The sequence below is a fragment of the Isosphaeraceae bacterium EP7 genome, assembly GCA_038400315.1.
GTDB lineage: Bacteria > Planctomycetota > Planctomycetia > Isosphaerales > Isosphaeraceae > EP7.
Map to the genome: position 1 here is coordinate 1,354,723 of CP151667.1, position 25,679 is coordinate 1,380,401.

Annotated in this window: 15 protein-coding genes and 1 tRNA gene; 10 read left to right on the forward strand and 6 right to left on the reverse strand. The window is 66.9% G+C overall.

The features are described 5' to 3' along the window. Positions 1 to 12 precede the first annotated feature (12 nt). Positions 13 to 408: a bifunctional nuclease family protein gene (locus EP7_RS05320; protein WP_463526561.1), complete on the forward strand. Its 396-nt coding sequence runs from the start codon at positions 13 to 15 to the stop codon at positions 406 to 408. 29 nt (positions 409 to 437) lie between these two features. Further along, positions 438 to 522, forward strand: a tRNA-Ser gene (locus tag EP7_RS05325). Positions 523 to 601: 79 nt separating this feature from the next. Here the strand turns inward: EP7_RS05325 and EP7_RS05330 are convergent. Beyond that, entirely contained in the window at positions 602 to 2,017 is a 1,416-nt protein-coding gene (locus EP7_RS05330) for a DUF1501 domain-containing protein (RefSeq protein WP_463526562.1), read from the reverse strand. 33 nt (positions 2,018 to 2,050) lie between these two features. Continuing rightward, positions 2,051 to 4,834, reverse strand: a complete 2,784-nt coding sequence (locus EP7_RS05335) for a PSD1 and planctomycete cytochrome C domain-containing protein (RefSeq protein ID WP_463526563.1) — start codon at positions 4,832 to 4,834, stop codon at positions 2,051 to 2,053. A 356-nt stretch (positions 4,835 to 5,190) separates the two neighbouring features. Here EP7_RS05335 and rimO point away from each other — a divergent pair, with 356 nt between their 5' ends. Genes rimO through EP7_RS05360 form a run of 5 tightly spaced genes read left to right on the forward strand, consistent with a single transcriptional unit; the run spans position 5,191 to position 14,662 of the window. Further along, positions 5,191 to 6,627: a 30S ribosomal protein S12 methylthiotransferase RimO gene (gene rimO, locus EP7_RS05340; protein WP_463526564.1), complete on the forward strand. Its 1,437-nt coding sequence runs from the start codon at positions 5,191 to 5,193 to the stop codon at positions 6,625 to 6,627. A 22-nt stretch (positions 6,628 to 6,649) separates the two neighbouring features. Further along, positions 6,650 to 7,234, forward strand: coding sequence for a CDP-diacylglycerol--glycerol-3-phosphate 3-phosphatidyltransferase (pgsA, locus tag EP7_RS05345; RefSeq protein ID WP_463526565.1), 585 nt, complete (start codon positions 6,650 to 6,652; stop codon positions 7,232 to 7,234). A gap of 6 nt (positions 7,235 to 7,240) precedes the next feature. Beyond that, on the forward strand, positions 7,241 to 8,179 hold the full coding sequence (locus tag EP7_RS05350) for an undecaprenyl-diphosphate phosphatase (RefSeq protein WP_463526566.1): 939 nt from the start codon (positions 7,241 to 7,243) through the stop codon (positions 8,177 to 8,179). After that, positions 8,091 to 11,249, forward strand: a complete 3,159-nt coding sequence (locus tag EP7_RS05355) for a PD-(D/E)XK nuclease family protein (RefSeq protein WP_463526567.1) — start codon at positions 8,091 to 8,093, stop codon at positions 11,247 to 11,249. Before EP7_RS05350 ends, EP7_RS05355 begins: the two co-directional genes overlap by 89 nt. Continuing rightward, positions 11,246 to 14,662 carry a UvrD-helicase domain-containing protein gene (locus tag EP7_RS05360; RefSeq protein WP_463526568.1) on the forward strand — a complete coding sequence of 1,139 codons (3,417 nt, stop codon included), beginning with the start codon at positions 11,246 to 11,248 and terminating at the stop codon, positions 14,660 to 14,662. Before EP7_RS05355 ends, EP7_RS05360 begins: the two co-directional genes overlap by 4 nt. 46 nt (positions 14,663 to 14,708) lie before the next feature. Here the strand turns inward: EP7_RS05360 and EP7_RS05365 are convergent, their stop codons facing one another. Continuing rightward, positions 14,709 to 16,472, reverse strand: a complete 1,764-nt coding sequence (locus EP7_RS05365; protein WP_463526569.1) for a peptidase MA family metallohydrolase — start codon at positions 16,470 to 16,472, stop codon at positions 14,709 to 14,711. Positions 16,473 to 16,833: 361 nt separating this feature from the next. Between EP7_RS05365 and rsmD the strand changes: the two genes are divergently transcribed. After that, positions 16,834 to 17,469, forward strand: a complete 636-nt coding sequence (rsmD, locus tag EP7_RS05370) for a 16S rRNA (guanine(966)-N(2))-methyltransferase RsmD (RefSeq protein WP_463526570.1) — start codon at positions 16,834 to 16,836, stop codon at positions 17,467 to 17,469. Beyond that, on the forward strand, positions 17,456 to 18,727 hold the full coding sequence (locus EP7_RS05375; protein WP_463526572.1) for a CCA tRNA nucleotidyltransferase: 1,272 nt from the start codon (positions 17,456 to 17,458) through the stop codon (positions 18,725 to 18,727). Before rsmD ends, EP7_RS05375 begins: the two co-directional genes overlap by 14 nt. A 51-nt stretch (positions 18,728 to 18,778) precedes the next feature. Here the strand turns inward: EP7_RS05375 and EP7_RS05380 are convergent, their stop codons facing one another. The 3 genes from EP7_RS05380 to EP7_RS05390 form a co-directional block, all read right to left on the reverse strand. Then, positions 18,779 to 20,041 carry an argininosuccinate synthase gene (locus tag EP7_RS05380; protein WP_463526574.1) on the reverse strand — a complete coding sequence of 421 codons (1,263 nt, stop codon included), beginning with the start codon at positions 20,039 to 20,041 and terminating at the stop codon, positions 18,779 to 18,781. Between the two features lie 133 nt (positions 20,042 to 20,174). Next, positions 20,175 to 23,624: a pyruvate carboxylase gene (locus EP7_RS05385; protein ID WP_463526576.1), complete on the reverse strand. Its 3,450-nt coding sequence runs from the start codon at positions 23,622 to 23,624 to the stop codon at positions 20,175 to 20,177. 113 nt (positions 23,625 to 23,737) lie between these two features. Continuing rightward, positions 23,738 to 24,718 carry a fumarylacetoacetate hydrolase family protein gene (locus tag EP7_RS05390; RefSeq protein ID WP_463526578.1) on the reverse strand — a complete coding sequence of 327 codons (981 nt, stop codon included), beginning with the start codon at positions 24,716 to 24,718 and terminating at the stop codon, positions 23,738 to 23,740. A 236-nt stretch (positions 24,719 to 24,954) separates the two neighbouring features. Between EP7_RS05390 and EP7_RS05395 the strand changes: the two genes are divergently transcribed. Further along, the gene (locus EP7_RS05395; protein ID WP_463526580.1) at positions 24,955 to 25,629 is read left to right on the forward strand and encodes a 7-cyano-7-deazaguanine synthase; all 675 of its coding nucleotides are present in this window, start codon (positions 24,955 to 24,957) and stop codon (positions 25,627 to 25,629) included. Positions 25,630 to 25,679 lie beyond the last annotated feature (50 nt).

Below are 25,679 nucleotides of genomic sequence, written 5' to 3' on the forward strand. Positions count from 1 at the left end.
GGGGCGAACGCAGTGGCCGTTCAGATGGAACTTACCCGGATCATCATCAGCGAGAACGGCGATCAGCAGATCATCTTCCTGCGCGAGATCGACGGACCTCGCACGTTCCCCATCGTCATCGGCCTGTTCGAAGCCACCAGCATCGACCGTCGCGTGAAAGGGGCTCCCTCGCAACGCCCCCTGACGCACGACCTGCTGGCCAACACGATCGAGCTGATGGGCGGCGAGCTTCAGGACATTCACATCAGCGAGCTGCGAGATCACACGTACTTCGCCAAGCTGCGTATCAAGCACGACGGCGAGATTGTCGAGGTCGACAGCAGGCCCAGTGACGCCATCGCGCTGGCCGTCACGGTCGAGGTTCCTATCTTCGTCTCTGAAGACGTTCTCGACGAAGTTGGCCAGTGAGGGCGATCTGAGCCCACAAAATCGGTACCGGAGGGGTGGCAGAGTGGTCGATTGCGGCGGTCTTGAAAACCGCAGAGCCGAAAGGTTCCGGGGGTTCGAATCCCTCCCCCTCCGCTGAGTGCTCTCGATAAAACAACGCGAGCCCGGCCCGAACGTTCGGGCCGGGCTCGCGTTGTTTTGCGGCAGGATGGGCTCAGGCAAGCATCTGCTTGACGACCTTGCCATGAACGTCGGTCAGGCGGAAGTCGCGGCCCGCATAGCGATAGGTTAGGCGCTCGTGGTCGAAGCCGAGGAGGTGGAGCATCGTGGCGTGGAGGTCGTGGACGTGGACTTTGTCCTCGACCGCGGCGAATCCGAACTCGTCGGTGGCTCCCACGACGGTCCCTCCCTTGATGCCGCCTCCGGCCAGCCACATGCTGAAGCCGTAATGGTTATGGTCTCGACCGCTCAGACCGGGTAGCTCGGCGACCGGGGTCCGGCCGAACTCGCCTCCCCAGAGGACGAGCGTCTCATCGAGCATACCTCGCTGCTTCAGGTCCTTCAGGAATGCGGCGATGGGCTGGTCCCAGTTCTTGGCGAGCGTCCTGTGATGGGCGACCAGGTTCTCGTGGTCGTCCCAGGCCTGGCCGGCACCGTCCCAGACCTGGATGCAGCGGACCCCTCGTTCCAGCAGGCGGCGGGCGATCATGAGCTGGCGGCCGTGGATGCCGGTGCCGTACATGGCCTTGATCGAGGCGGGCTCCTGCTCGAAGTCGAAGGCGTCGGTGGCCTCGGTCTGCATCCGGTAGGCCAACTCGAACGACTGAATGCGCGACTCCAGGCGCGGGTCTCGCTGGTGGTCATTCAGGTGCTTCTCGTTGATACGCCCGAGCAGGTCGAGCTGCCTGCGCTGCTGCTCGGGGGTGGCCGCCTCGTTGCGGATGTTGGAGATGAGCTTGCGGATGTCGGTGTGCTGGCTGTCGATGTAGGTCCCCTGATAGGCGCCCGGCAGGAAGGCCGAACGCCAGTTCTGGGTGGCCACCACCGGGTATCCGCCGGGGCACATGGCGATGAATCCGGGCAGATTCTGGTTCTCGGAGCCCAGGCCGTAGGTGACCCACGAGCCCATGCTGGGGCGGGCCAGGCGTCCGTCTCCGCAGTTCATCAGCAGGAGCGAGGGCTCGTGGTTGGGGACGTCGGCGACCATCGACCGGACGACGCAGAGGTCGTCGATGCAGCCGGCGGTCTGCTCGAACAGCTCGCTGACCTCGATGCCGCTCTGGCCGTATTTCTTGAACTTGAACGGCGAGCCGAAGGCGGCCCCGGTCTTGCGCTCGGTGCGCAGGTTGCTATTGGGCAGCGGCTTTCCGTGATATTTGGAGAGCTGCGGCTTGGGGTCGAACGTGTCGACCTGCGACGGGCCGCCATTCATGAACAGGTGAACCATCCGCTTCGCCTTGGGGGCGAAGTGCGGGGCCTTGGGCGCGAGCGGGTTCAGCTCGGTGGTTGCGGCGGGCGCATCGCCGGACATGACGCCGGCCAGCCCGAGCATGCCGAAGCCCATGCCGCTGCGGCGGAGCATCTCGCGGCGGCCGATCGGCGTGTCGTCGGGGCGGGGAAGGTCGGCCATCGGACGTCCTCCGGGGGAGTGCGGGGTCGTCGTTTAATCGAGATACGAGAATTCGTTGGAGAGGAGGAGCGCCTGGACGTAACGCTCCCAGGAGGCGGCCGAGGCGCCATCCTCGCGGAGGAACTCACGTGCCAGGCCCCGCTCCTCATTGGAGGGGGACCGCTGGAAGAGGGCCCCGTAGAGCCCGGCGATGCGCCCGTCCTCTTCGCCGGTTGCCCGCCCGGAGACGGAACGGGCTGCGCCGACGACGAATGGGTGATTCATGAGGAAGAGTGCCTGGGGCGCGATGGTCGTCGGGTCACGGCGCGCGCTCGTGGCGTTGGGATCGGGGAAGTCGAACGTCCGGTAGAGGCCGGGAAGGTTCAGCCGATCGAGGAAGCCGTAAAGGGTGCGCCTGGAGGGCGCATCGGCCGTGATGTCCGGGAACGAGGGGCCGCCGACGTTGCCGTCGAGCCTTCCCGCGACGGCCAGAAGCGAATCGCGGGTCATCTCGAAATCGAGACGGCGGCGGTTCATCCTCCAGAGCAAGGCGTTTTCGGGGTCGACGGCGACGGCCTCGGGGCGATCGTCGCTGGCCTGCTGATAGGCCGCCGATCGCATGATCTGCCGATGCAGGGCCTTGATCGACCACCCCTCGGCCATGAACCGAGTGGCCAGGTGATCGAGTAACTCGGGATGCGTGGGCGGGTCGCTGCGCAGGCCGAAATCGCTGGGAGTCTGGACCAGCGGGGCGCCGAAGTGATGCATCCAGACTCGATTGACCAGCACGCGGGCGGTCAGCGGATTGTCGCGAGACGCGATCGCCTGAGCCAGCTCAAGCCGGCCGCTGCCGGCCTGGAACGGTTTAGCCTGGCCATGAGAGAGCACGTCGAGGAACTTGCGGGCGACGGGCTGGCCGGGGTTGAACGGGTTGCCCCGGACGAAGACGCGGGGCTCGACGGGGCTGGCCAGGTCTTCCAAGGCCATCGCCCTCGGCGGGGCCCCGGGGCCGGTCGTCCGCCATTTCACCACGGCGTTCCGAAGTTCCTGGAGCCTGCCCTGGGCCGGCCGGTCGGGAAGCAGGGCCAGGTCGCCGTACGGGTCGAACGGCAGGTCGGCCGGTGCGTCGGGCCCGTGGAAAAGCGGCCGCAATTGTTCCAGCGCAGGATAGGGCAGGGGGCCGGGCTCGACCCCACGCAAGTTGGCCCGGTCGTCGTGCTCGGCCGCGATCGACTCGACATTGTTCAGAAGCCGACCGTATGCCGCGGCGGCTTCGGCCAGCGTGGCGGGGGGCCGGGCGGAGAACTCGGCAACGACGGCCGCGTTGACCGGCTTCGAGGGGTCATCGGTCGCGAAGCCACGTGAGGCCAGGCTCCGCGCTTCATCGGCAAATGTTCTGGGCGGGAGTGCGGCCAGTGCATGCCAGGGGGCGAGCACCGGGTGATGACGCTTCTTGGTCCGTTCCAGGAGCTTGCGGTAACGCGTGATCATCGCCGGGTTGAGGTCGCCGCCGTCGGCCAGCAGCATGAACTCCTCGGTGGAAGGCTGGTCGAGTGACGACTGGGCGGCGATGAGATAGTCGCCGACACGCGACCTGGCCCCCGCGGTCAGCTCGCGGTGCTTCTCGGCGACGAACTCGGCGAGTTTTCCTTCGAGAGACGTTAGCTCGCGGGCGAAGTTCACATACTCGGGCGTCGCAGGCGGCCTCTCGAAGAGAGGAGGCTTGGTCGGTTCCATGGAACTGGCGAAGACGCCGTAGAGGGCGTAATAGTCTTTTGTCGGGATCGGGTCGAACTTGTGGTCGTGGCAGCGTGCGCACGAGACCGTCAGGCCCATCAGGCCGCGGCTTACCACGTCGATCCGATCGTCGATCACGTCGTGGATGTTGTTCATGAACCGGCTGCCGATGGTCAGGTAGCCCATGGCCCTGAGGGGCCTGCGATCCTCACTCGGCGGGAGGCGGTCGGCGGCAAGCTGCTCGACGATGAATCGGTCGTAGGGGAGGTCGTCGTTGAACGACTGGATGACATAGTCGCGATACGTGTAAGCCCAGGGATAATTTGCATCCTCGAACAGGATGTAACCCTTGGTGTCCGCGTAACGCGAGACGTCGAGCCAGTGCCGGGCCCAGCGCTCGCCGTACTGGGGCGAGGCGAGCAGGCGATCAACAACCTTGCCGAAGGCATCCGGGGAGTCGTCGGCGAGAAAACGGTCGACATCCGCAGAGGCAGGGGGGAGGCCGGTCAGGTCGTAGGTCGCCCGACGGATCAAGGTGCGTTTGTCGGCGGGACGAGACGGTTCGAGCCCCTTGGCTTCGAGCGAGCTCAGGATGAATCGGTCGACCGGCATCCTCGGCCATTCGGCGCGCTTGACGGGGGGCAACGAGGGATCGCCGATCGGCTGGAAGGCCCAGTGCTTTGAGGCGTCGGTCCCGTTTGCCGCGGCGTCAAGCTCCGACGACTCGGGCCAGGGGGCGCCCATCTTCACCCAGGCGGTGAGGTCGGCGACGGCATCGACACTCAAGGCAACCTTGGGGGGCATCTTGATCTCCCCCTCGCGGCGGATGACCTCGATGAGCGTGCTCTCTTCGGGCTGGCCCGGCGTGACGACCGGGCCGAGATCCGGGTGGACGAGCGCCTCGCGGGAGTCAAGCCGGATGCCCCCCTTCTGCACCTTGGCGCCATGGCACGAGGCGCAGCTTTCGACCAGGATCGGCCGGATCCGGCGCTCGAAAAATTCGGCCTGTTGCGGGGTCGCGACGGGGACTGCCGATGATGGAGTGTCGCCAGGGGCCGTCGCCAGAATCGGGCCGATCAGGAGGAACGAAGCTGCCCACATTGGATCGAAAGCCCTCGGCGCAGGGGGGTGACATCGCGCATCGAACCGGGGAGGGCGTTCGTCACAGAGCGACAAAGCTGTCCGAAGGCCACCGACGGGCCCTGGATGAAATGTTTAAGCCTCGTTGGATTCTAGCCCAAAGACTCAGCGCGGTGAAGCCCTCGGGCCGGAGATGTGAGGGCGAAAGGCCGCGGATAAGCCGAGCTGGACCACCCCACACGAATGACCAGAACCCGTGCGATCGTACGACGTGGCCGAGTTTGTTGTGAGATTCGAGCACGGATGGCAGGCTTTGGTCTTCCCCGGCGGGGTCGGCGCTCCGTACACTAGCGGGTGAACAAGGAGCAGGACTGCCCATGAAGCCGGCCGATAATTCGCCCCCCAAGACCTATGCCTTCGTCAGCTTGGGTTGCCCCAAAAACCTCGTCGACAGCGAGCGGATGCTCGGTCTGCTGGCTCAGGATGGGTACGTTCTCGTGCCCGACTCGGCCAAGGCCGACCTGGTGATCGTCAACACGTGCGGATTCATCGACGCCGCGCGGCAGGAGTCGCTTGGCGTCATCCGCGAGATGCTCGAGCGCAAGAAGCGGGGCGAAGTTAAAGGGGTGGTCGTGGCCGGCTGCCTGGCCGAGCGCCAGCGTGAGCTGCTGCTGGAGGAAGTGCCGGACGTCGACCAGATCGTTGGCGTCTTCGGCCGCGAGGAGATCGTCAGCGTCGCCGACCGGATCATGAACGGCCTGCAAGAGCAGCGCACCGTCTTCCGGCCGGCCGCCGTGCGTGCCCAGGACGACACCGCTCGCCTGCGGATCACGCCCAGGCACCTGGCCTACCTGAAGGTGTCCGAAGGCTGCGACCGGCTCTGCACGTTCTGCGCGATCCCGGGGATGCGCGGCAAGCACGTCACCAAGCCGATCGAGCAGGTCATCGTCGAGGCCCGCGAGCTGGTGGCCGACGGAGTGCGCGAGCTGAACCTCGTCGCCCAGGACATGACCTATTACGGCGTCGACCTTTATGGCCGACCGCGGCTGGCCGACCTGATCCGCGAGCTGGACCAGGTCGACGGCCTCGACTGGATCCGGGTCCTGTACAACTACCCCAACTATTTCACAGACGAGCTTTACGAGACCCTCGCATCGGCCTCGAAGGTGATTCCGTATCTTGATATGCCGCTCCAGCATATCAACGACCGGATGCTGAAGATGATGAACCGGCGGCACGACCGCGCGGGGACCGAGACGATCATCGCCAATTTGCGGAAGTCGATGCCCAACCTGGTCTTGCGGACGACGTTCATCGTCGGCTTCCCGGGCGAGACCGAGGCCGAGTTCAACGAGTTGCTGGAATACGTCGAGGCGACGAAGTTCGAGCGTCTGGGAGTTTTCCCCTACTCGCACGAGCCTGACACGCCCGCCGCGAAGCTGCCTGGTCAGATCGAACAGGCGGTTCGCGAGGAACGCCGCGACCGTGTGATGGCCGCCCAGCAGCCGATCGCGTTCGGCTTCAATGAGAGCCTGATCGGCAAGACGCTGGACGTGCTGATCGACGGGCCTTCGCCCGAGTCGGACGGCCGTCTCTGGCTGGGCCGGACGTATGCCGACGCCCCCGACGTGGACGGCCTGACCTACGTCCAGGGGGCGAACTTGCAGACCGGCGACCTGGTCTCTTGCGAGATCGTTGGGACGCGAGGCTATGACCTGGTGGCCGACGCCGGTAACATGCCCCCTCGGGGTCGCCGGTCGCGTCCCAAGGCGAAGAAGAGCCTGAAGAGCTCGCTGACGATCCTCAATCTCTGAGACCAGAGGCCCGTCCGCGATCATGGCGACCACCACCTCCGCGACCCGCCTCTGGAACGTGCCGAACACGCTCACGATGGGCCGGCTGTTCCTTGCGGTCATCGTCCTGGCCTTCATCTCCGCCGGCTGGTATTTCTCGGCGCTGGTCGCCTTCGCGATCGCGTCGTCGACGGACGCCCTCGATGGCTATATCGCGCGTCGGCTCAACCAGGTCACGGCACTCGGTCGTCAGCTCGATCCGCTCGTCGACAAGATCATCGTGCTGGGCGCGTTCATCTTCCTGCTGGCCGTCCCGGGCACGGGCCTTGCCCCCTGGATGGTGACCGTCGTGGTGCTGCGTGAGCTGGTTATCCAGGCGTTGCGCAGTCACCTTGAAGGGCAGGGGATGGCCTTCGGCGCCAAGTGGCCTGGCAAGGTGAAGACCACGTTCCAGTGCCTGGCGATCTCCGCGATTCTGGCCTGCCTCTGGCTCGGCGCGCCGCAACCCTGGCTGATGGGCCGCGACGGCCTGGTCTGGATCTCGATCGCTCTGACCTTATATAGCGGCCTGGATTACCTGGCCGGCGCGATGACTTTGCTCCGAGGCGACGCCGCCCCCTTGAGGTAGCTTTCCATGCTCGACTGGGTCGAAGCGCTGACCTTGGGCATTGTCCAGGGCCTCACCGAGTTCTTGCCGATTTCAAGTGACGGCCACCTGGCGACGACACAGAAGCTATTCGGCTGGATTCGAGGGGTGTCATCGTCGGCCGCCGACGACCTCTTCTTCGTCGTCATCGTGCACATCGGCACCCTCGTGGCGATCCTGCTGCGATATCGGACCGAGGGGCGCATGGGCGCGCAAGGGCTCCTCGGCTCGGAACAGGTCCCGACCGAATATCGCCGGAATTCGGTGGTGAGGGCGGGGCTGCTCGCCGTGCTCGCGACGATGCCGGCTGCCGTGGTTGGCCTGTTCCTCAAGAAGCAAATCGAGGCGACCTTCGCGAGCCCCGCCGCCGCGGCGATCGGGTTCCTGATCACCGCGGGGGTGCTGTTGCTGACGATGGGCTTGAAGTCGGGGCACAAGGGGCTGAACGAGACGACCTGGGTGGACGCCCTCGCCGTAGGAGTCGCCCAGGCCTTCGCGCCTTTGCCCGGCGTGAGCCGGAGCGGCACGACCATCGCGGCGGGCCTGGCACTGGGCTTCACCAAGACCTGGGCGGTCGGTTTCAGCCTACTGATGGCCATCCCCGCGATCGCAGGGGCCGAGCTCGTCGAATTGAAAGACGTCGACTACGCCACTCTCACGCCCGATTTCGTGGCGCGCTGCGTGGCAGCCTCGGTCGTCTCGGGCGTGGTCGGGTATGTGGCCCTGGTCTGGCTCGTTCGCGTTGTCCGATCGGGCAAACTATGGTATTTTTCTGTATACCTGGTGGCGCTCGCCCTGGTGATCTTCGCGACCCTCTGGCTTGGAGGAGATCGAGCCCATGCCGTCCCTCCGGCTGCTGAAAACGGGGCCGTTCGGGGCGCTCCCGCGGTGGGACTACCTGAGCTCGCGGAACCCTCGCCCCGATGACCTGATCCTCGTCGCCGGCCCGACGGCCCGCGACCGCTGTCGGGCGGCACTTGCGAGCGGCCGTGATTCCTGGCTGGCTGGCCGCGTCTGGTGCTGGGACGACCTCTGGATGGCCCAGGCCGACGGGCGGCCCGATCGGCCTGCCTTGCTCTCCGACGCCGGGCGTCGCGAGGCCCTGAAGCAGGCTCTGGATCGTGCCCATAAGGCGACCGAACTCGACCGGATCGGTCATGGGGCTGCGACGCCAGGATTTCGGCGGCAGGTCAGCGAGCGTATCTCCGCCTGGATGCAGGCCGAACGATTTCCGTCGCCGAGTCCCCGAGCGTCCGATGTGGAGAATGCCCAGCGGTCGATCTTCCACCACTATCGAGCCGTCCTGCGCGAGCTGAATGCGGCCGACCTCGACTCGTTCGCAAGCTGGGCCTCGATCCCCTCGGATGACCACGCGAACGGATGGTTGGGGTCGCTCGGCCGTGTCCTGGTTGCCGAACCGCTGTCGATGACGCCCGCGCGATGGCGTGGTGTCGCACTCCTCCTCGACCACGCGAGGACGTTCACCGTCACGCTCCCGTACGTCGCCGGCCCGGCGCTCGGCGAGGTCTACGCCGCCACCCGGCCAATCCGCGAGCGATTGCTCGAGCTGGGCCTGGAAGAGATCGTGCAGCCCGTCGACCGGACCAGGTCCGTGTGCCTCTCCGCCCTGGATGTGCTGTTCGAACGCGACGACGAGTACGAGATTCCTCCCCCGCTCCCGACCGAAGGCCTCTCCCTGATCGGGGCGCCAAGGGGCGAGGACCTGTCCAGGGTCGTCGCGTCGGAGGTTCGGGCTTATCTCGAAGATGGGGCGCGGCCGGCGGAGGTCGCGGTCGTCGTCAGACAGTGGGATGACGAGGCCGCCCTGATCGTCGGGGAGTTGCACGCGTGGTCGATCCCGGCGACCACGTCGATCGGGCGACCGCTTGCGAATGACGCGTGCCTCTGCGCCCTCAAGCTGGCAATGGGGATCACGGTCGAAGACTGGGCGACCGGCCCCCTCGTCCGGTTTTTGCGAAATGGCCAGGTGGACCCGGTCGGGCTGGGCGGTGAATCGACGGACGACCTGGCGGTTGCCGCCTCGATGATCCGGGCGACGCGTGTGACTCGCGGGCTGGACGCGCTCCGGGTTGCTCTTGCTCGCGCCGCGAACCCGCCTAAGCGGGGAGACGAGGACCAGATGTCGCAGGCCCGCTCGCGGAAGGCGAGCCGGGCGGCAGTCGCTCTCAAAATCGTCGAAAGGCTGGCCCAGGTCCTGCCGCCCTCGGGATGGTCGGGGAGCTGGTCCGACATGGTCGACCGGACTCGTCTGCTCTGGCGTGTCATCGGCCTGGACCGCTCCGAGGCAGGCCGTCGATCGACCTCCATGCTCGGGGCGGCGTTCGACGATCAAGGGTGGGTGATTGAAGGACTGGGGCAGGGCAAGGGGAGGACGGAGTGGCGGGCGTTTGTCGAACAGGTCGGCACGATGCTCGGTGAGCTGACGTTTCCACGCGACGCCGAACCCGGATCTGTCCTGGTGACCACCCTCGCCGACGCCGCCGGCCTGCAATCCAAACACGTTCTGATGGCCAACCTCGGCGAGGGGACATTTCCGATCCGGGCGGCAGTCGCGGGCCGCGACCAGCCCGAGCGACGGGCTGGGTTCGATTTCGACGAGCCCTCCGAGCCCGAGAACCTGGCCTTCGCGAGTGAGGCCCTGGAGTTCCTCCGGCTTGGCGGCATGGCCGGTCGCACCCTGGCGTTGGTCTATCCCACGACCGACGAGTCGGGCCAGGACCTGCTGCCCGCGAGTTTCGCCGAGGACCTGATCCGTCGACTCGACGCCGACCCGGCCGGCAGTCGGGTCCATCGTTCGCGCCGGCGGTATGACCCGACCCTGCTCGACGATCCGGGACTTGCCATCTCGGCCAACGACCGTCGGGTCCGGGCCGTTGCCCTGGCCCGGAAGACGGGGGCCGTCGACGAGCTGGTCAGGCTCGCATCTTCTCCGACGCATCGGTCGATCCTGTTCGCCGCGGCATCCGCCCTGCGGGTGACGTCGAGGCGAAAGTTCGACAGGTCGTTCGGTCGGTTCGATGGGCGGCTGGAAGATTCCAGAATCGGCCAGGCGTTGATGACCAGCTTCGGCCCGGATCATACATTTAGCGCCAGTCAGCTCGAATCGTTCACCCTCTGCCCCTTTCAGTTCTTCTCCCGGTATGTGCTGAACCTGGAACCCCCCGACGAACGCGGCGAGTTTGATGATGACTACGCAGACCGCGGCGACCGCCTGCACAAGGCGCTGGAACTGATCCACGTCCGCCTGCGCGACGAGCCGGGCGACCCTCTGATCAGGCTCCGAGAGCTGGTGCAGACGCATCTCGGTTCCGAGCTCATCGCGCCAGTCGGCTCGGTGGCCGCGGGGCTGGAGCGGATCGCCGAGGAGCGTAAGCAACGGACCCTGATTCGGTACGCGGGTCAATATGCCGATTACTCCCACGAGAAGGCCGAGACGCTGCACCCGCAGCACTTCGAGGTGAAGTTCGGCGCCGATGCCGGCCAGCCCGTTCTCAGGCTCGGCGAGGGGAGCGATGCGGTCCAGCTGCGAGGCGTCATCGACCGGATCGACCTCGTCGACCGGCCGGTCGGTCCCCCATCATTCCGGGTGATCGACTACAAGTCGGGGGCGGGCCCTTCCAAGGCGGATATCTCGTCGGCCCTCATGCTCCAACTTCCCCTCTACGCGCTCGCGGTGCAGAAATTGGCCCTGGATGGCCGGTCGGCAGATCTGCTCGACGTCGGCTACTGGGGCCTGTCGGGGGTCGGCTATCGGTCGTTCGTCCCCAAGGGGAGCAACTGGGACGAATTTCTCGGCCGTGTTGAGCGGTTCGTGCTGGCCCAGGTGGGCATGCTCCGCGACGGCGGCTTCGCCGTCAGCCCGCGCAAGGGAGACTGCCACCAGCATTGCGACTTCTCGCTGGCCTGCCGGATCCGCCAGGCCCGGTCCGTCGGCAAGGACCGCTCCGGCTTCCCCGAGATCGAGACACAGGGATGAGCGAGACGACCTCCGATAAATCTCGTAGCTCGCTCACGCCCGAGCAGCGCGAGGCGCTCGACGTCCGGGGCGTGAGCGTCGCCCTGAGCGCCGGCGCGGGCAGCGGCAAGACCACGGTGCTGACGGCACGCTACCTGGGCGAGCTGGAGGGTCCCAACCCTCGTTCGCCGGGCGAGATCATCGCGCTGACCTTCACCGATAAGGCCGCCCGCGAGCTACGCCAACGCGTCCGCGACGCCTGCCGCGCCCGTGCCACGTCCGGCCCAGACCGCGCCTACTGGCGATCCGTCTTGCGCTCGCTCGACGCCGCGCCGATCGGCACATTCCACGGATTCTGTGGCGACATCCTGCGACGTTACGCGATCAGTGCCGGCGTCGACCCCGCCTTTGCCGTGGCCGAAGAGGCCATTGCGCCGACGATCCGCGACGAGGCGATCGACGGGTGCCTCAGGCGTTGGCTGTCGGACCAGGAGCCCGATCTGATCGATCTGGCCGTCGAGTTCGGCCTCGAATTCGTCCGAGACGCGCTCATCCGGCTCGTGTCGGGCCGCGGGGCCGAGACCCTCGAACACTGGGCTGGACGATCGATCGAAGACCTAGTCTCCGTCTGGGCCGAGGCCTGGATAACCGACGAGCGACCGGCCCGGATCCGCCGGTTCGTCGCCGACGCCGGCCCTTGCCTGGAGATGCTACGCCTGCACACGCCCGATCACCCCAAAATGCAGGCCAATCGCGCGACCCTCCTCGCCGAGATCTCCGCGCTGGAGACGGCCCGCGACCCGATCAAGGTGCTGCTGGGTATCGTCGAGAACAAGGAGGCGACGCTCGGGGGCTCGCGTGTGAAGAACTGGCCGACGCCGGAGGTCTATGCGTCGATCAAGGATATGCTGGAGTCGTTGCGTGGCTCGATGAAGAAGATCTGCGAGTCGCTCAACCCGAGCGAGGAGATGACCTTCGAAGCCGCCCGGCATGGCCTGCGATTTGCGCGGCTGGCGAGCGAGGCCAGGAGCGAATACGCCGACGCGAAGCGGAAGCGTGGCCTGGTCGACTTCGACGACCTGCTTCTGATGACCCGCGATGTGCTTCGCGACCACGCCGAAACGGTCCGCGCGGAGCTTGCGGCCGAGTGCGGCCTCATCCTGGTCGACGAGTTCCAGGACACCGACCCACTTCAGGCCGAGATCCTGGAACTGCTCTCCGGAGGCGACCTGCTCTCGGGCAAGTTCTACTTCGTGGGCGACTTCAAGCAGTCGATCTACCGCTTCCGTGGCGCACGGCCCGACCTCTTCCTGGGCTACCGCGCGAGGTTCCCCGAGGAGGGTCGCAAGAGCCTGCGTGCCAACTTCCGGAGCGACCCGGCCGTCCTCGACTTCGTCAATGCGCTCTTCGACGAAACCTTCCCCGACGACCAGCCGCTCGTCGCCAGCCGGCCGGCCGACCTCGACGCCGAACCTGCCCCTCGCGTCGAGTTCCTCTGGGCGAATGAGCCCGATTCCGGCGCGAAGCGCCCCGGTTCGAGGTCGGTCAATCGGATGGTCGAAGCCCGATGGATCGCCCGCAGGATCGCGCAGGCGATCTCCGATGGGACGACGATCGTCGAGCGCAAGACCGGCCAGCGGCGCCCGGTCGGGGCGGGTGATTTTGCCCTCCTTTTCCGCACGCTCAACGACGCCACGACGTATGAAGCCGCGCTGGCGCATGAAGGGCTTGATTACTACGTGGTGGGGGGCAAGGCGTACTACGCGCAGCAGGAAATCCACGACGTTATCAACGTCCTGAGCGTGGTCGAAGACCCGCACGACGGGGTCTCCCTGGCGGGTGCGCTGCGCGGGCCGTTCTTCAACCTCAGCGACGACGCCCTGTTCTGGCTGGTCCGCGACGGCAACGGCTCGCTCGTGGACGGGCTCGATTCGTGCGACGGTGAGGGGGGAGGGCGGCTCGACCCGGACGACTTCGCCGGCGCCAGACGCGCACGCCGCCTCTTGCGCGAGTGGCGATCGGCCAAGGATCGAGTCCCCATCGCGGCGATCGTCGCGCGGGTCCTCGACGAGTCGGGCGCCGAGGCGGCGATGGTGGCCGACACATTCGGGGAACGCCAGCGTGCCAACGCCCGCAAGCTGATCCGGATGGCCCGCCGGTTCGACTCCGCCGGCGGGTTCACGGTCGCCGACTTCGTCGCCAGGCTCCGTGCCGACCTGCGCAAGGCCCCCGCCGAGGAGCAGGCGGCGACGACCGACGAGCAGGGCTCGGCCGTGCGGATCATGACGATCCACAAGGCGAAGGGCCTCGAATTCCCGTTCGTCTTCGTCCCGGACCTCGACCGAAGGAGCGAGCACCAGTCGGCCCGCGTCTTGCTCGCCCCCGATCTCGGCCCGATCGTCTGTCCCCCGGGTGACGCATTAGTCGACGTCGATCAGGGCGAGGCCGGCGAGTCGATGGCCGACTCATCCTCGACGGCCACGAGCATGGGCTGGCTGATCCATCGTGGCAGGGAAGACCGCGAGGACCGCGAGGAGGCGTTGCGACTCTTCTATGTCGCGACCACCCGCGCCCGCGACCGCCTGGTCCTCTCGGCCGCTCGACCGCTCGACGCCGCGCCTCACTCCGCGGCCCTGAAGCTCCTCGCCGGGAGGTTCGACCTCACCTCTGGCACCTTCCTGGGCAATTTGCCCCCCGGAGTCGGCCAGCCAGTCGTCAGGGTCATCAACGCCGAGCCCGCACCGCCATTCGAAGACCGCGACCCCGCGCCGTTTCGTAGCCGAGGTGGCCTGAACCTCAATCAGATCGCCGATGCGATCTTCGAAGTCGCCGTCGATGACGCTCCTGGGAACCAAACTACGGTCGTTCCAACACCGGTCGTCGACCTCGATCCTGCCAGGGGCGTCGACCCCGAGTCGGCGCGACTCATCAGGCTCGTCCGGTCGGTCATGCGCGAGACAATCCCCGAAGACGCGGAGGAGCTGGCGGCGAAGGTCGAACAGGCGGGCCGGATCCAGAATCCCGTCGCCGTGAGACGCCTGCGTGCGAATGCCTTCTCAATCCTCTCCGAGTGGCAGGCCCAACCATTCGCGCGGCCACTCGCCCGGAACCTGGCCATTCGCGAGGACGTCGCCTGGTCGGTCATGGCCGGCGACCAACTCATCCTCGGCCGCACCGACCTGGTCGCCGACCTCGGCGATGGCGGTGCGATGCTCGTCCACCTCGCGGCCCCGGGTTGCGACCTGTCGCGGCATCGACTCCGGGCGTTGCTGGCGCTCCGGGAGGCGGAATCACTCGGCCTCGGAGTCGAAGCGGAATCGTGGGTCGTTCAGCTCGATTTGCCGATGATCGTGGAGCAAATCACCGATCCGTCGGACCTGGCTCTTGCTCGGGCCTTGCTCGCGTTCAATTCGTCCGAGCCGGTTGATTCCTGACTGGAATGTCCCGGGTCGCATTCTTCGCAACTGCACGCCGCCCGGATTATTTGGTCGCCGTGGGGGTCTCGGCTCGGGCGGTTTGCTGGGGGGGCCTGGCGCGGGCGTATTCGAGCCATCGGGTTTCCAGGTCGCTCAGCCCCTGGATTCCGTAGTGCTCCAGCAGGGCGGGCTCGGTGCCCGAGACCTGCGAGGTTCGGAGAAAGTCGATGAACTTGCCGGGGGACGACTGCTCGACGAGGAACTGCGTCAGCGAGACGCTCTGCGCGTAGAAGAGCGTCCAGTGCTTGGGGCTTGGGTAGTCGAGCTCCAGCAAGTCGTTTACGCGGAAGACCTGCCCCTTGGACAGCGGCTCGGTCAGCTCAGCGGTCCGCTTGTCGCGCTCGTTCAGCGGCTCGGAGAGGACGGCGATACCCTCGTCGGCCCAGCGGGGGATCTGCTTCTTGGGGAAGAGATCGGCGAGGACAACGTGGGTCAGCTCGTGCGGCAGGACCGCGCCGACGAGATCCGGATGGTCGGCACGCAGGTTGATGCGTCGGCCGATGATCTTGCCGTTGTTCATTCCCATCGTCGAGAACCCGGGCGACTCCTCGGCCTGGCCGGTGAGTGCGGCGAAGACTTTGCCGTCGGGATAGAGATAGATCTCGCAGCGGGGGTTCCACGGGGCGGTTGCCGGGGCGCCGGTCCACCGCCTGGCGAGCGCGTCCTTGGCCCGCTCGGCAAGGTCGGCGACCTTCTCGGCGAGTTCCGGATTGACGTGATGAATCACGAAGCTGGGCGTCTCGCGGATCACCCAATCGGGGGCCTGCTGGCTTTGCTGCGGCGCGGGCGCCGACGATTGCGTGCCTGTCTCGGGAGCGACGTCATTGGTCCTGGGCAACTCGGCGGCCCGAGGAGCCATCGGCGGGGGTGTTCCGGCAGAGTCATCAGGCGAGGCACCCCGGACGATCGTCCTGCTGGTGTCGGGCTTGCGGCGGGGCGGGTTGGTGGCGGCGACCCGCTTGCGGAGGTACTCGGCGAACCAACGGCCCGAGTTGGGGGCCTTGATCTCGGCGAGATCGGCGTGGATCTTATCCCACTCCTCGGCGGTTCTGGGCTTGGCATTGATCCGCTTGACGATCTCGACCCAGCGGCAATAGGCCCACTGCTCCTGGCGGTTCGTGGGGAGCGTCTTGGCCCTGACCAACTCGCCGTAAAGCTTTCCGGCGGCGGCGTAATCCTTGGAGCGGAATGCCGCGTCGGCCTTCGAGACGTCCGGCGCCGGGGGGAGGCTGGCGGAAGGTTTGGGCTGGGGCCGCTCGGCGGCCGGGGGCGGTAGCTTTGCGGGCTCGGGGAGCAACGCGGGGAGGGCGGCCTCGGGGGCCGGGGCGATCGCTTCGGCGAGGCTCGCCTTCTTGATCGACGGGTCGCTCGCGGGTGGCGGGGCGGGTTCCGGCAGAGCGGGCGGCTCCTCCATCGCTTGCGGCGTCTCGGGGCTCGGAGCGGGCGAGGCTGGTGGGGCGGGCGCCTTGCGGTCGAGGATCCCGAGGTTCTCTCGGTAGTCGTGCGCCTCCTCGGTGCGGCCGGCGGCGTCGGCCTGGAGGATGGCCGCCGCGTAGGCCTCCTTCAACGTCGCGACGAGGCCAGGTCGCTCGGCCTGAGTGGCGGACGGGAGTGCGTCCTCGAGCAACTCGACGGCGGCGACGGCCTCATTGCGGCCGAGTCGCAGGCGGGCCTGTGCCTCGACGTCCGACCCCAGGACCGAGGCGGGGGCGGCAATCGCGAAGCAAGCGAGCGCCGCGAGGGCGATGAAGGCTTGGGGACGGTGCATGACGATCCATGTCCCACGTCTGCGGCCGATTCCCGGATGAACTCCGTTCGGTCGGGCCACCCTTGGGCGATCCTTCCGCGGGAACCGTCCTCGTCCTTGAGGGGTCTGGCGGGCTCTGGAGAGCACTCGTGCGTCGAGAGTGCCGGGTCTGCGACGAAGCGGCCGCGCCGCTCGAGAATTCGAGGCGAACGTCGTCCGATCCGTTGATTCGATGTCATTCCCGGGGGTGCGGGAGTATCGCTGGGCCCGCATAATTCGTCAAGTCGAACGGCCCGGCGGCCGACAACCCACCGAAATCGGGCGAGCCTCTGTTAGAATCGGGCGATCTGCGTCATCCGACGCGCCCGAGGGAGTTGCTCGCATGAGAATCATCGCCGGCATCCGCCGGGGCCATAAATTCGACGGCCCGCGCGATTCCAAGACCAGGCCGACGAGCGACCTCGTCCGCGAGTCGCTATTCAACATCCTCGGCGACCTCGTCGACGGCTTGCTCGTCGTCGACCTCTTCGCGGGGGCGGGCGGCATCGGCCTGGAAGCCCTCTCGCGCGGGGCGCGGCGGGCGATCTTCGTCGAGCGTGATCGCGACAACGTCGAGATGATTCGCCGCAACATCGCCACCCTCCGTTTCGAGGGGCAGGCTCATGTGATGGCGAACGACACCTATCGCTGGGCACGAGCCAGCCTGAAGCACATCGACGAGCCGATGGTCGTGTTCATCGACCCGCCGTATCGCGAATATGAGAACCACCCGGAGCGCGTGACGAAGCTGCTCACCGACCTGATCGAGCACATGCTGCCCGGCTCGGCCATCGCCCTGGAAGCGGGCAAGACGATGGAGCTGGACACCTTGCCCGACCTCGACGCCTGGGACGTCCGCCGCTACGGCGGCACCCGAATCGCGATCCGCCTGGTCGGCGAGCCCGCGGAAGCTGCGGAAGACCTGGCCGAAATCCCTTCGATCCATGAAGCCAGCGATGACCTCGATGAGTCCGACTGAAGCAAGACGGGATTTTGCCGTCGAGGTGGTCCGGGTCCTGCGCTCGGCCGGCTATCAGGCGCTCTGGGCCGGCGGCTGCGTGCGCGACCTGATCCTGGGCCGCGAGCCGACGGATTACGACGTGGCCACCAACGCCCGGCCCGAGCAGGTTGTGCGGCTCTTTCGTCGCACGCTCTCGGTGGGGGCCAGCTTCGGCGTGATCATGGTCCTCGGGCCGAACAGGGCCGGCGATGTCGAGGTGGCCACCTTCCGGGGCGACGGCGAATATCTCGACGGCAGACGCCCTTCGAGCGTCCATTACGGCGATGCTAGGCTGGACGCCTCGCGCCGCGATTTCACGATCAACGGCCTGTTTCTCGACCCCGAGACCGACGAGATCATCGACTACGTCGGCGGCAGGGCCGACCTCGAGGCCGGCGTCATTCGTGCCATCGGCGATCCTCGCGCCCGGTTTGCCGAAGACAAGCTGAGGCTCCTGCGCGCCGTCCGATTCGCGGCGAGGCTCGAGATGACGATCGAGCCGGCGACCTTCGAGGCGATTCATGAGATGGCCGGCCAGGTGACCGTCGTGGCCGCCGAACGAATCGCCCAGGAATTGCGGCGGATGCTAGGCGATTCCCATCGCGCGGTTGCCTTCTCGACCTTGGCCGGGCTGGGGATGCTGGGCGAAATCCTCCCGTCGATGGCATGGGCCGGAGGACAGCAGAGGCGGGAGTCGTGGTTGAACGTCCTCAACGCGCTCGACAAACTGCCGGAGTCCCCGAGCTTCCCGCTTGCCCTGGCGACGTTGTTGCACGCCGTCGAGCCTGAGGCGGACGCGGCCCGTCTCGTGAATGACGACTGCCGCGCCTTGAAGCTGGCCAACGACGAGCGGGAGCGGATCGTCTGGCTTGTCGCCAGTCAGGCGGCGAAGATCGAGCCGGGCACCGGCTCCGAATCAAGACTGAAGCGACTGCTGAGTCATCCCGGCGCGACGGACCTGCTGGCGTTCAGACGTGCGATCGCCCTGGCGACGACGGGGGACGACTCGGCGGTTTCGCGCGCCGAGGCTTATTTACGGGACGAGCCCGAAGGGCCGATCAACCCGCTGCCGATCCTGACCGGGGGCGACCTGATCCGCCATGGCTTGAAGCCGGGCCCCGAGTTCTCGGGACTGCTGGAAGCCGTCCGCGATGCACAGCTCGAGCGCAGGATCGGCACCGTCGAGGATTCGCTCGCGTTGGTCGACCGGCTTCGAACGGAGAAGGCGGGGGGCTGACACTCGGTCGGCCCCCCGCCTTTCGTTTTTCGATCCCGGCAGTCGGGTCGTTTACTTGACCTCGCTCGGGGCGGGCGGAATGATGCTGGGCAATTCCAGGCGGCGGACGACGCCGCTCTTGAGCATCTGGTGCTTGGCCTGGGTGGTCTGAGACAGGCCGTGGATCTTGATGAAGCCCTGCGCGGCCGACGAGTCGTACATGTCACCTTCTTCGTAGGTGGCCAGCTCGTGCCGGTAGAGGCTCTGCTCGCTCTTGCGGCCCACGATCGCCGCGTGGCCCTTGTATAGCTTGATGCGTGCCGTGCCCGAGACGTACTGCTGGTTGCTGACGACGAAGGCCATCAGGTCCTGGTGCAGGGCGCTGAACCAGAGGCCGTTGTAGATCAGGTCGGAATACTGCTGGCTGACGTGGGTCTTGAAGCGGAGGGCTTCCTTGGAGAGCGTGAGGAACTCAATCTCGCGGTGGGCCTCGTGCAGCACGTAGGCGGCCGGGGCCTCGTAGATCTCGCGCGACTTGATGCCGACGAGGCGGTTCTCGATGTGATCCACCCGGCCGACGCCGTGGCGGCCGGCGATGGTGTTCAATTGCTCGATGAGGGCGACCGGGTCCATGTTCAGGCCGTTGAGCGCAGTGGGGCGACCCTGCTCGAACTCGATCGTCACTTCCTCGGGCTCATCGGGGGCGCTGCGGGGGTCGGCGGTCCACTGGAAGGTGGCGGCGGGGGGCTCGACCCAGGGGTCTTCCAGCACGCCGGCCTCGATGGAGCGGCCCCAGAGGTTCTGGTCGGTGCTGAAGATGCTCTTCTTGGTCGCCTCGACCTCGATGTTGTGCTTGGCGGCGTATTCGAGCTCCTGTGTGCGCGTCCACTTCCACTCGCGCACCGGGGCGATGATCTTCAGCTCGGGGGCCAGGGTCTGGAAGGTCACGTCGAAACGGACCTGATCGTTCCCTTTGCCCGTGCAGCCGTGCGCCACGGCCACGGCGCCATGTTCGCGGGCGACGCGCACCATTAGCTGGGCGATCAGGGGCCTGCCCAGCGCGGTGGCCAGCGGGTATTTGCCCTCGTAGAGGGCCCCGGCCATCAGCGAGGGAAGGCAGAAGTAGTCGACGAAGAGGTTGCGGACGTCCTCGGCGATCGCCTCGACGGCGCCGGTCCTCAGCGCCTTCTGGCGGATGGCCTCGATGTCCTGGCCCTGGCCCAGGTCGCACGTGTAGGCGATGACGTCGAGGTCATAGGTCTCGTTGATCCACTTGACGGCGACCGACGTGTCGAGGCCGCCGCTGTACGCCAGAACCACCTTATCGCGTGCCACGTTGAGCTTCGCCCTTCTGATCGAAATTGCGTCGGAAAACCCAGCCCGGCCGATCTTCAACGTACCCCCCGCCGGCGCCGACCGTCAAGCGATCGAGGGCGGCGGGGTGGAGTAGGCCGACTCTCGGAGGCGTTCAGATTGCTTCCAGGCGGAACAGCAGCTCGCCGGTCGTGACCTGGCGGCCGACGGCGGCGAGCACCTCGACGACGCGCCCGGGGCGTTCGGCGTAGAGGGTCGTCTCCATCTTCATGGCCTCGATCGACAGCAGCTTCTGGCCTTTGCGGACCGCGTCGCCCGCCGTGACGGCCACGCCGACGACCAGGCCGGGCAGCGGCGAGCCGATCTGGTTCGGGTTGGCCGGATCGGCCTTGGGGGCCTCGCGCACGGCCGAGGCGAGCGAGCGGTCGAGGACCTCGATCTCGCGCGGCTGGCCGTTCAGCTCGAAGAAGACGGTCCGCTTGCCGTCGGCGTGCGGGTCGCCCACGGCGAGCAGTTTGACGATCAAGGTCTTCCCGGGCTCGATCTCCACCATGTTCTCGACCCCCTGGTCGGGGCCGAAGAAGAACAGAGGGGTGGGCAGGAACGACGTGTCGGCATAGGCCCGTAGATGGGCGGCCAGCTCGGGGAAGACGCGCGGATAGAGCACGTTGCTCAGGGCGTCTTGCAGGTTCGCGGGCCGTCCGAGATAAGCGGCCGCTTTCTCCTGCGCGGCGGGCAGGTCGGCGGGCTCCATCCCTTCGCCCGGTCGGCCGATCTTGGCGGGGCGGCCCTTCAGCACGCGCTCTTGCAGGTCTTTGGGGAACCCGCCTGGGGGCTGGCCGAGGCGGCCCTCGAAGAGTTCGACGACGCTCTCGGGGAAGGCCAGCTCGCGGTTCTCATCCAGGATGTCGGCGGGAGTCAGGTTGTTGGCGACCACGAACAGGGCCATGTCGCCGACGACCTTCGAGGTGGGGGTCACCTTGACGATGTCGCCGAACAGGAGATTCACCTGGGCGTAGGCCTCGCAGACCTGGACCCACTGGTGGTCGAGGCCCAGGGCTTTGGCCTGCTGGAGCAGGTTGGTGTATTGCCCGCCGGGCATCTCATATTCGTAGAGGTCCGCCGATGGGGCCTTCAGGCCGGCCTCGAACGGGCTGTAAAGCTCGCGGACCTGCTCCCAGTAGCGGCTCATCTCGATGAGCGAATCGGTGTTGATTCCCGTGTCGCGCGGCGTGTGCTTCAGGGACTCGACGATGGCGTTGAGCGACGGCTGGGAGGTCAGGCCCGACATGCTGGCAACCGCGCCGTCGGCGATGTCCAGGCCGACTTCGGCCCCCTTCAGCACGCTGGCGGCCTGCGCACCGCCGATGTCGTGGGTGTGGAAATGGATGGGCACGCCGACCGCCTCACGAAGCGATTTCACCAGCAGCTCGGCGGAGTAGGGCTTGCAGAGGCCCGCCATGTCCTTGATGGCGATGATGTTGGCCCCTCGCTTCTCGAACTCCCGGGCCAGGTTGACGTAATACTTCAGGTCGTACTTGGGCCGGGCCGGGTCGAGGATGTCGCCGGTATAGCAGATGGCCGCCTCGCAGAGCGCACCGCTGTCGCGGATCGACTCGATGGCCACTTCCATGTTGGGGATGTAGTTCAGCGCGTCGAAGACCCGGAACAGGTCGATTCCCGCGCCGGCGCTCTCGCGGACGAACTCGCGGACGACGTTGTCGGGATAGCTGGTGTATCCGACCGCGTTCGAGCCGCGCAGGAGCATCTGGAAGAGGATGTTGGGAATTCGCTCGCGCATCTGCGCCAGGCGTTCCCAGGGGTCTTCCTTGAGGAATCGCATCGACGTATCGAACGTCGCCCCGCCCCACATCTCCAGCGAGAAGACGTTCGGCAGGAGCCGGGCATAGGCATCGGCGACCCTGAGCATGTCGCGGGTGCGGACGCGGGTGGCCAGCAACGACTGGTGGGCGTCGCGGAACGTGGTGTCGGTGACGAGCAATTGCGTCTGCTCGCGCACCCACTTCGAGAACCCTTCGGCGCCGAGCTTCTGGAGTCGCTGACGCGAGCCGTCGGCGGGCTTGGCCGTGTGGTCGAAGTCGGGGACGATCGGCTCGGGCGGGGCAGAGTAGTTGGGCGGGCGGACGACGCCGGGGAAGCCGTTGACGGTGACCTCGCCGGCGAAGGCCAGCAGCTTCGTGGCCCGGTCTTGCAACACCGGGAACCGGAACAGCTCGGGTGTCTCGTCGATGAACCGGGTGGTGCAGCGCCCTTCGAGGAAGTCGGGATGGTTGATCACGTTCAGGAGGAACGGGATGTTGGTCTTCACGCCTCGGATGCGGAATTCGTGGAGCGCCCGCTCCATCCGGCGGACGGCGTCGATGAATCGCGTTCCGCTGGCGCAGACCTTCACCAGGAGCGAGTCATAGAACGGCGTGACCACCGCCCCGGTGATCGCTGTGCCGCCGTCGAGGCGGATGCCCAGGCCACCCGCGGAGCGGTAGTGCGTGATCCGGCCGTAGTCGGGGGTGAACTTGTTCTCGGGGTCCTCGGTCGTCACCCGGCACTGGAAGGCGAAACCCTGGACGTGCACCGCGTCCTGGTTCGGCAGCCTGATCTCGGGGTCGGCGAGCGTCGCCCCCTGCGCGATCAGGATCTGGCTCTTGATCAGGTCGACCCCGGTCACGATCTCGGTGACGGTGTGCTCGACCTGGATGCGCGGGTTGACCTCGATGAAGTAGAACTCGTCGGCATCGACGTCGACCAGGAACTCGACCGTCCCGGCGTTGTCGTACCGGACGTTCTTGCCCAGCGCGATCGCCGCGTCGCAGATGCGCTGGCGCAGTCCGGGGTCGAGGTTGTAGGCCGGCGCGATCTCGATGACCTTCTGGTGGCGACGCTGCACCGAGCAGTCACGCTCGAAGAGGTGGACGAGGTTGCCGTGGCGGTCGCCGAGGAGCTGGACCTCGATGTGCTTGGCGCGGCGGATGAACTTCTCGAGGAAGACGTCGGCCACGCCGAAGGCGGTGCCCGCCTCGCGCATGGCCTGGTCGACGGCCGCCTCCAGCTCATCGGCGCTCTCGACGATGCGCATCCCCCGGCCGCCGCCCCCCATCGAGGCCTTGACGATCACCGGGTAGCCGAGCTTCTCGGCCTGGAGCTTGGCGGAAGCGCCATTCTCGACCGGCTTGTCGGTGCCGGGCAGGACAGGGACGCCCGCGGCGATGGCGGCGGCGCGGGCGGCCACCTTGTCGCCGAGCAGGTCGAGGATCTCGGCACGCGGGCCGACGAAGGCGATCCCGGCGGCGTCGCAGGCGCGGGCGAGGTCGGCGTTCTCGGAGAGGAAGCCGTAGCCGGGGTGAATCGCGTCGACCCCCTTCTCTCGCGCCAGCTTGACGATCGCGTCGACGTTCAGGTAGCTGCGGATGGGCTCGCCGGGCTTGCCGATCAGGAAGGCCTCGTCGGCCTTCACCCGGTGCATCGCGAACCGGTCTTCATGCGAATAGATCGCGACGGTTCGAATACCCAGCTCGCTGGCCGACCGGAAGACACGGATGGCGATCTCGCCCCGGTTGGCGACCAGAAGTTTGCGGATCTCGGGCATGGAGGTCATCCGGGACTGGGCGACTCCCCGGCCGGCGAGTGCGGGCGGGGAGGCGCGGCGAGGACTTGGGTCGGTAGGATCGATCGATTCGGGAACATCAAATCAGGCGGCGATCATTCACCTTCGAGGTCGTCCTCGGCCACCACGGGATTGGACAGCGTGCCGATCCCCTCGATGGTCGCCTCGACGAGGTCGCCGGGTTTCAGGTACGTGCCGGTCGCGGAGCCGACCCCCGAGGGAGTTCCGGTCGAGATCACGTCGCCGGGCTCCAGCGTGACGAAGCTAGAAATGAACTCGATGATGGCCGCGACGGGGAACACCATCTGCCCGGTGCTGCCATCCTGCTTGGTCTCACCGTTGACGGTGAGGGACAGGTGCAACGCCTGGGGGTCGGGCACGTCCTCGACGGAGAGGATGGCCGGGCCCATGGGCAAGAAGGTGTCGTGCCATTTGCCGTGCAGCCAGTCAAAGAATTTATCGCGCTCGCGTGGCTTACGCCCGGGGTTGGGCTGGAATTTCCGGTCGCTCACGTCATTGACGACGGTATAACCGGCCACGTAGTCCAGGGCGTCGGCCTCGGAGACTCCCTTGCATCGACGCCCGATGACCACGCCCAGCTCGCATTCCCAGTCCACGTGGTCGGGCGAGACCGCCGGGATCACGATCGGGTTGCCTTGGCTGGTCAGGGTTGTGGCCGGCGGCTTGGTGAAGACCCAGGGGAAGGTCTCGTCGCGTTCGGCGGTCACGCCGCCACGCTCGATGACGTGCGCCGCATAGTTGCCGGCGAGCAGCAGGACCTTGCCGGGATTGGGGATGGGCGCCAGGATCTGGACGTCCTCGACGGGGATGGCGAGCTCGGAGAGAGCTTCGTCATCGAGCGCGTCGACCCATCGGCTCAGCTCGTAGGCAGCCAGGTGATAGAGGCCGTCCGGGGGGAGCAGGTCGAGGATCTCCTCGGTCGAGGGGAGCAGCAACTCAACCCCCACCTCCTCGCAGTACACGTCGGTCGCCTGGTCGATGGAGACGACTCGATCGTCGAGATAGAAGCCGATCAGGGTCACGTCGTCGTCGAGTTGGAACCGGCAGAGACGCATGGAAACCCCTCGAGGACGGACCGGTCGGCAGTTTCGGGCCAACGGCCAACGAATCGGCGCGCGAAAGCCGAGCCACGATACACGCTCCGCTCGCTCCAGACAATCGCCTGGGCCCGCCCGACGAGCTCGCGAGGCAGGTCGCGGGTTGCTAGGGGGGGGGCCTCGCCCTACAATCCCAGGGCGGATGGGCACGGGGCCCCTTGGTGCCGCTCGTCTTGCCCGAGGGTTCGGTCGAAATGACGCGTGGTGGGGATGTCGCGGTGCTCGTCAGCGGGGGGGTCGAGAGCTCGATCCTCTGCGTCGAATTGCTGGCGCAATTCCGGCGAGTCCTCCCCATCTACGTCCGTTTCGGCCTGCTCTGGGAGGCGGTCGAGCTGGCCCACTTGCGCCGATACCTCACCGCCGTCCAGCGCCCGGGACTGCTCGGATTGACCATCCTGGAGGAGCCCATCGCCGACGTCTACGGTGACCACTGGAGCACCGGCCGGGGGGAGGTTCCGGGCGAGGAGACGTCCGATGACGCGATGGAGCTGGCCGGCCGCAATTTGCTCCTGACCGCCAAGGCAGCGGTCTGGTGCCACCTCCGTGGGGTCGAAGCCCTGGCGCTTGGCTGCCTGGCCACAAACCCTTTCCCCGACAGCACATCGCGTTTTTTCGACGGCTTGCAGACGGCGATCGGTGAGGGGCTCGGTGGGCCGATCCGCTTGCTCCGCCCTTTTGGTCGGATGCACAAAGCGGATGTCCTCCGCGCCGGAGCCGGCTTGCCGCTGGGCCTGACCTTCTCGTGCGTCGCCCCGTCCGGGAGCCGGCATTGCGGGGCCTGCAATAAGTGCGCGGAACGACGCAAGGGATTCCGCGACGTGGGCATGGCCGACACGACCGAGTACGCCACCGAGCCGATTCACGCCTGACTCGTCCTCAGTAGGACGATCGACCGAATGATCACGCCAACGAGGGCTGC

Coding starts and splice junctions, on each gene's coding strand:
- EP7_RS05330 (WP_463526562.1), bottom strand. CDS start 2,017: ATGGCCGACCTTCCCCGCCCCGACGACACGCCGATCGGCCGCCGCGAG.
- EP7_RS05335 (WP_463526563.1), bottom strand. CDS start 4,834: ATGTGGGCAGCTTCGTTCCTCCTGATCGGCCCGATTCTGGCGACGGCC.
- rimO (WP_463526564.1), top strand. CDS start 5,191: ATGAAGCCGGCCGATAATTCGCCCCCCAAGACCTATGCCTTCGTCAGC.
- pgsA (WP_463526565.1), top strand. CDS start 6,650: ATGGCGACCACCACCTCCGCGACCCGCCTCTGGAACGTGCCGAACACG.
- EP7_RS05350 (WP_463526566.1), top strand. CDS start 7,241: ATGCTCGACTGGGTCGAAGCGCTGACCTTGGGCATTGTCCAGGGCCTC.
- EP7_RS05355 (WP_463526567.1), top strand. CDS start 8,091: ATGCCGTCCCTCCGGCTGCTGAAAACGGGGCCGTTCGGGGCGCTCCCG.
- EP7_RS05360 (WP_463526568.1), top strand. CDS start 11,246: ATGAGCGAGACGACCTCCGATAAATCTCGTAGCTCGCTCACGCCCGAG.
- EP7_RS05365 (WP_463526569.1), bottom strand. CDS start 16,472: ATGCACCGTCCCCAAGCCTTCATCGCCCTCGCGGCGCTCGCTTGCTTC.
- rsmD (WP_463526570.1), top strand. CDS start 16,834: ATGAGAATCATCGCCGGCATCCGCCGGGGCCATAAATTCGACGGCCCG.
- EP7_RS05375 (WP_463526572.1), top strand. CDS start 17,456: ATGAGTCCGACTGAAGCAAGACGGGATTTTGCCGTCGAGGTGGTCCGG.
- EP7_RS05385 (WP_463526576.1), bottom strand. CDS start 23,624: ATGCCCGAGATCCGCAAACTTCTGGTCGCCAACCGGGGCGAGATCGCC.
- EP7_RS05390 (WP_463526578.1), bottom strand. CDS start 24,718: ATGCGTCTCTGCCGGTTCCAACTCGACGACGACGTGACCCTGATCGGC.
- EP7_RS05395 (WP_463526580.1), top strand. CDS start 24,955: ATGACGCGTGGTGGGGATGTCGCGGTGCTCGTCAGCGGGGGGGTCGAG.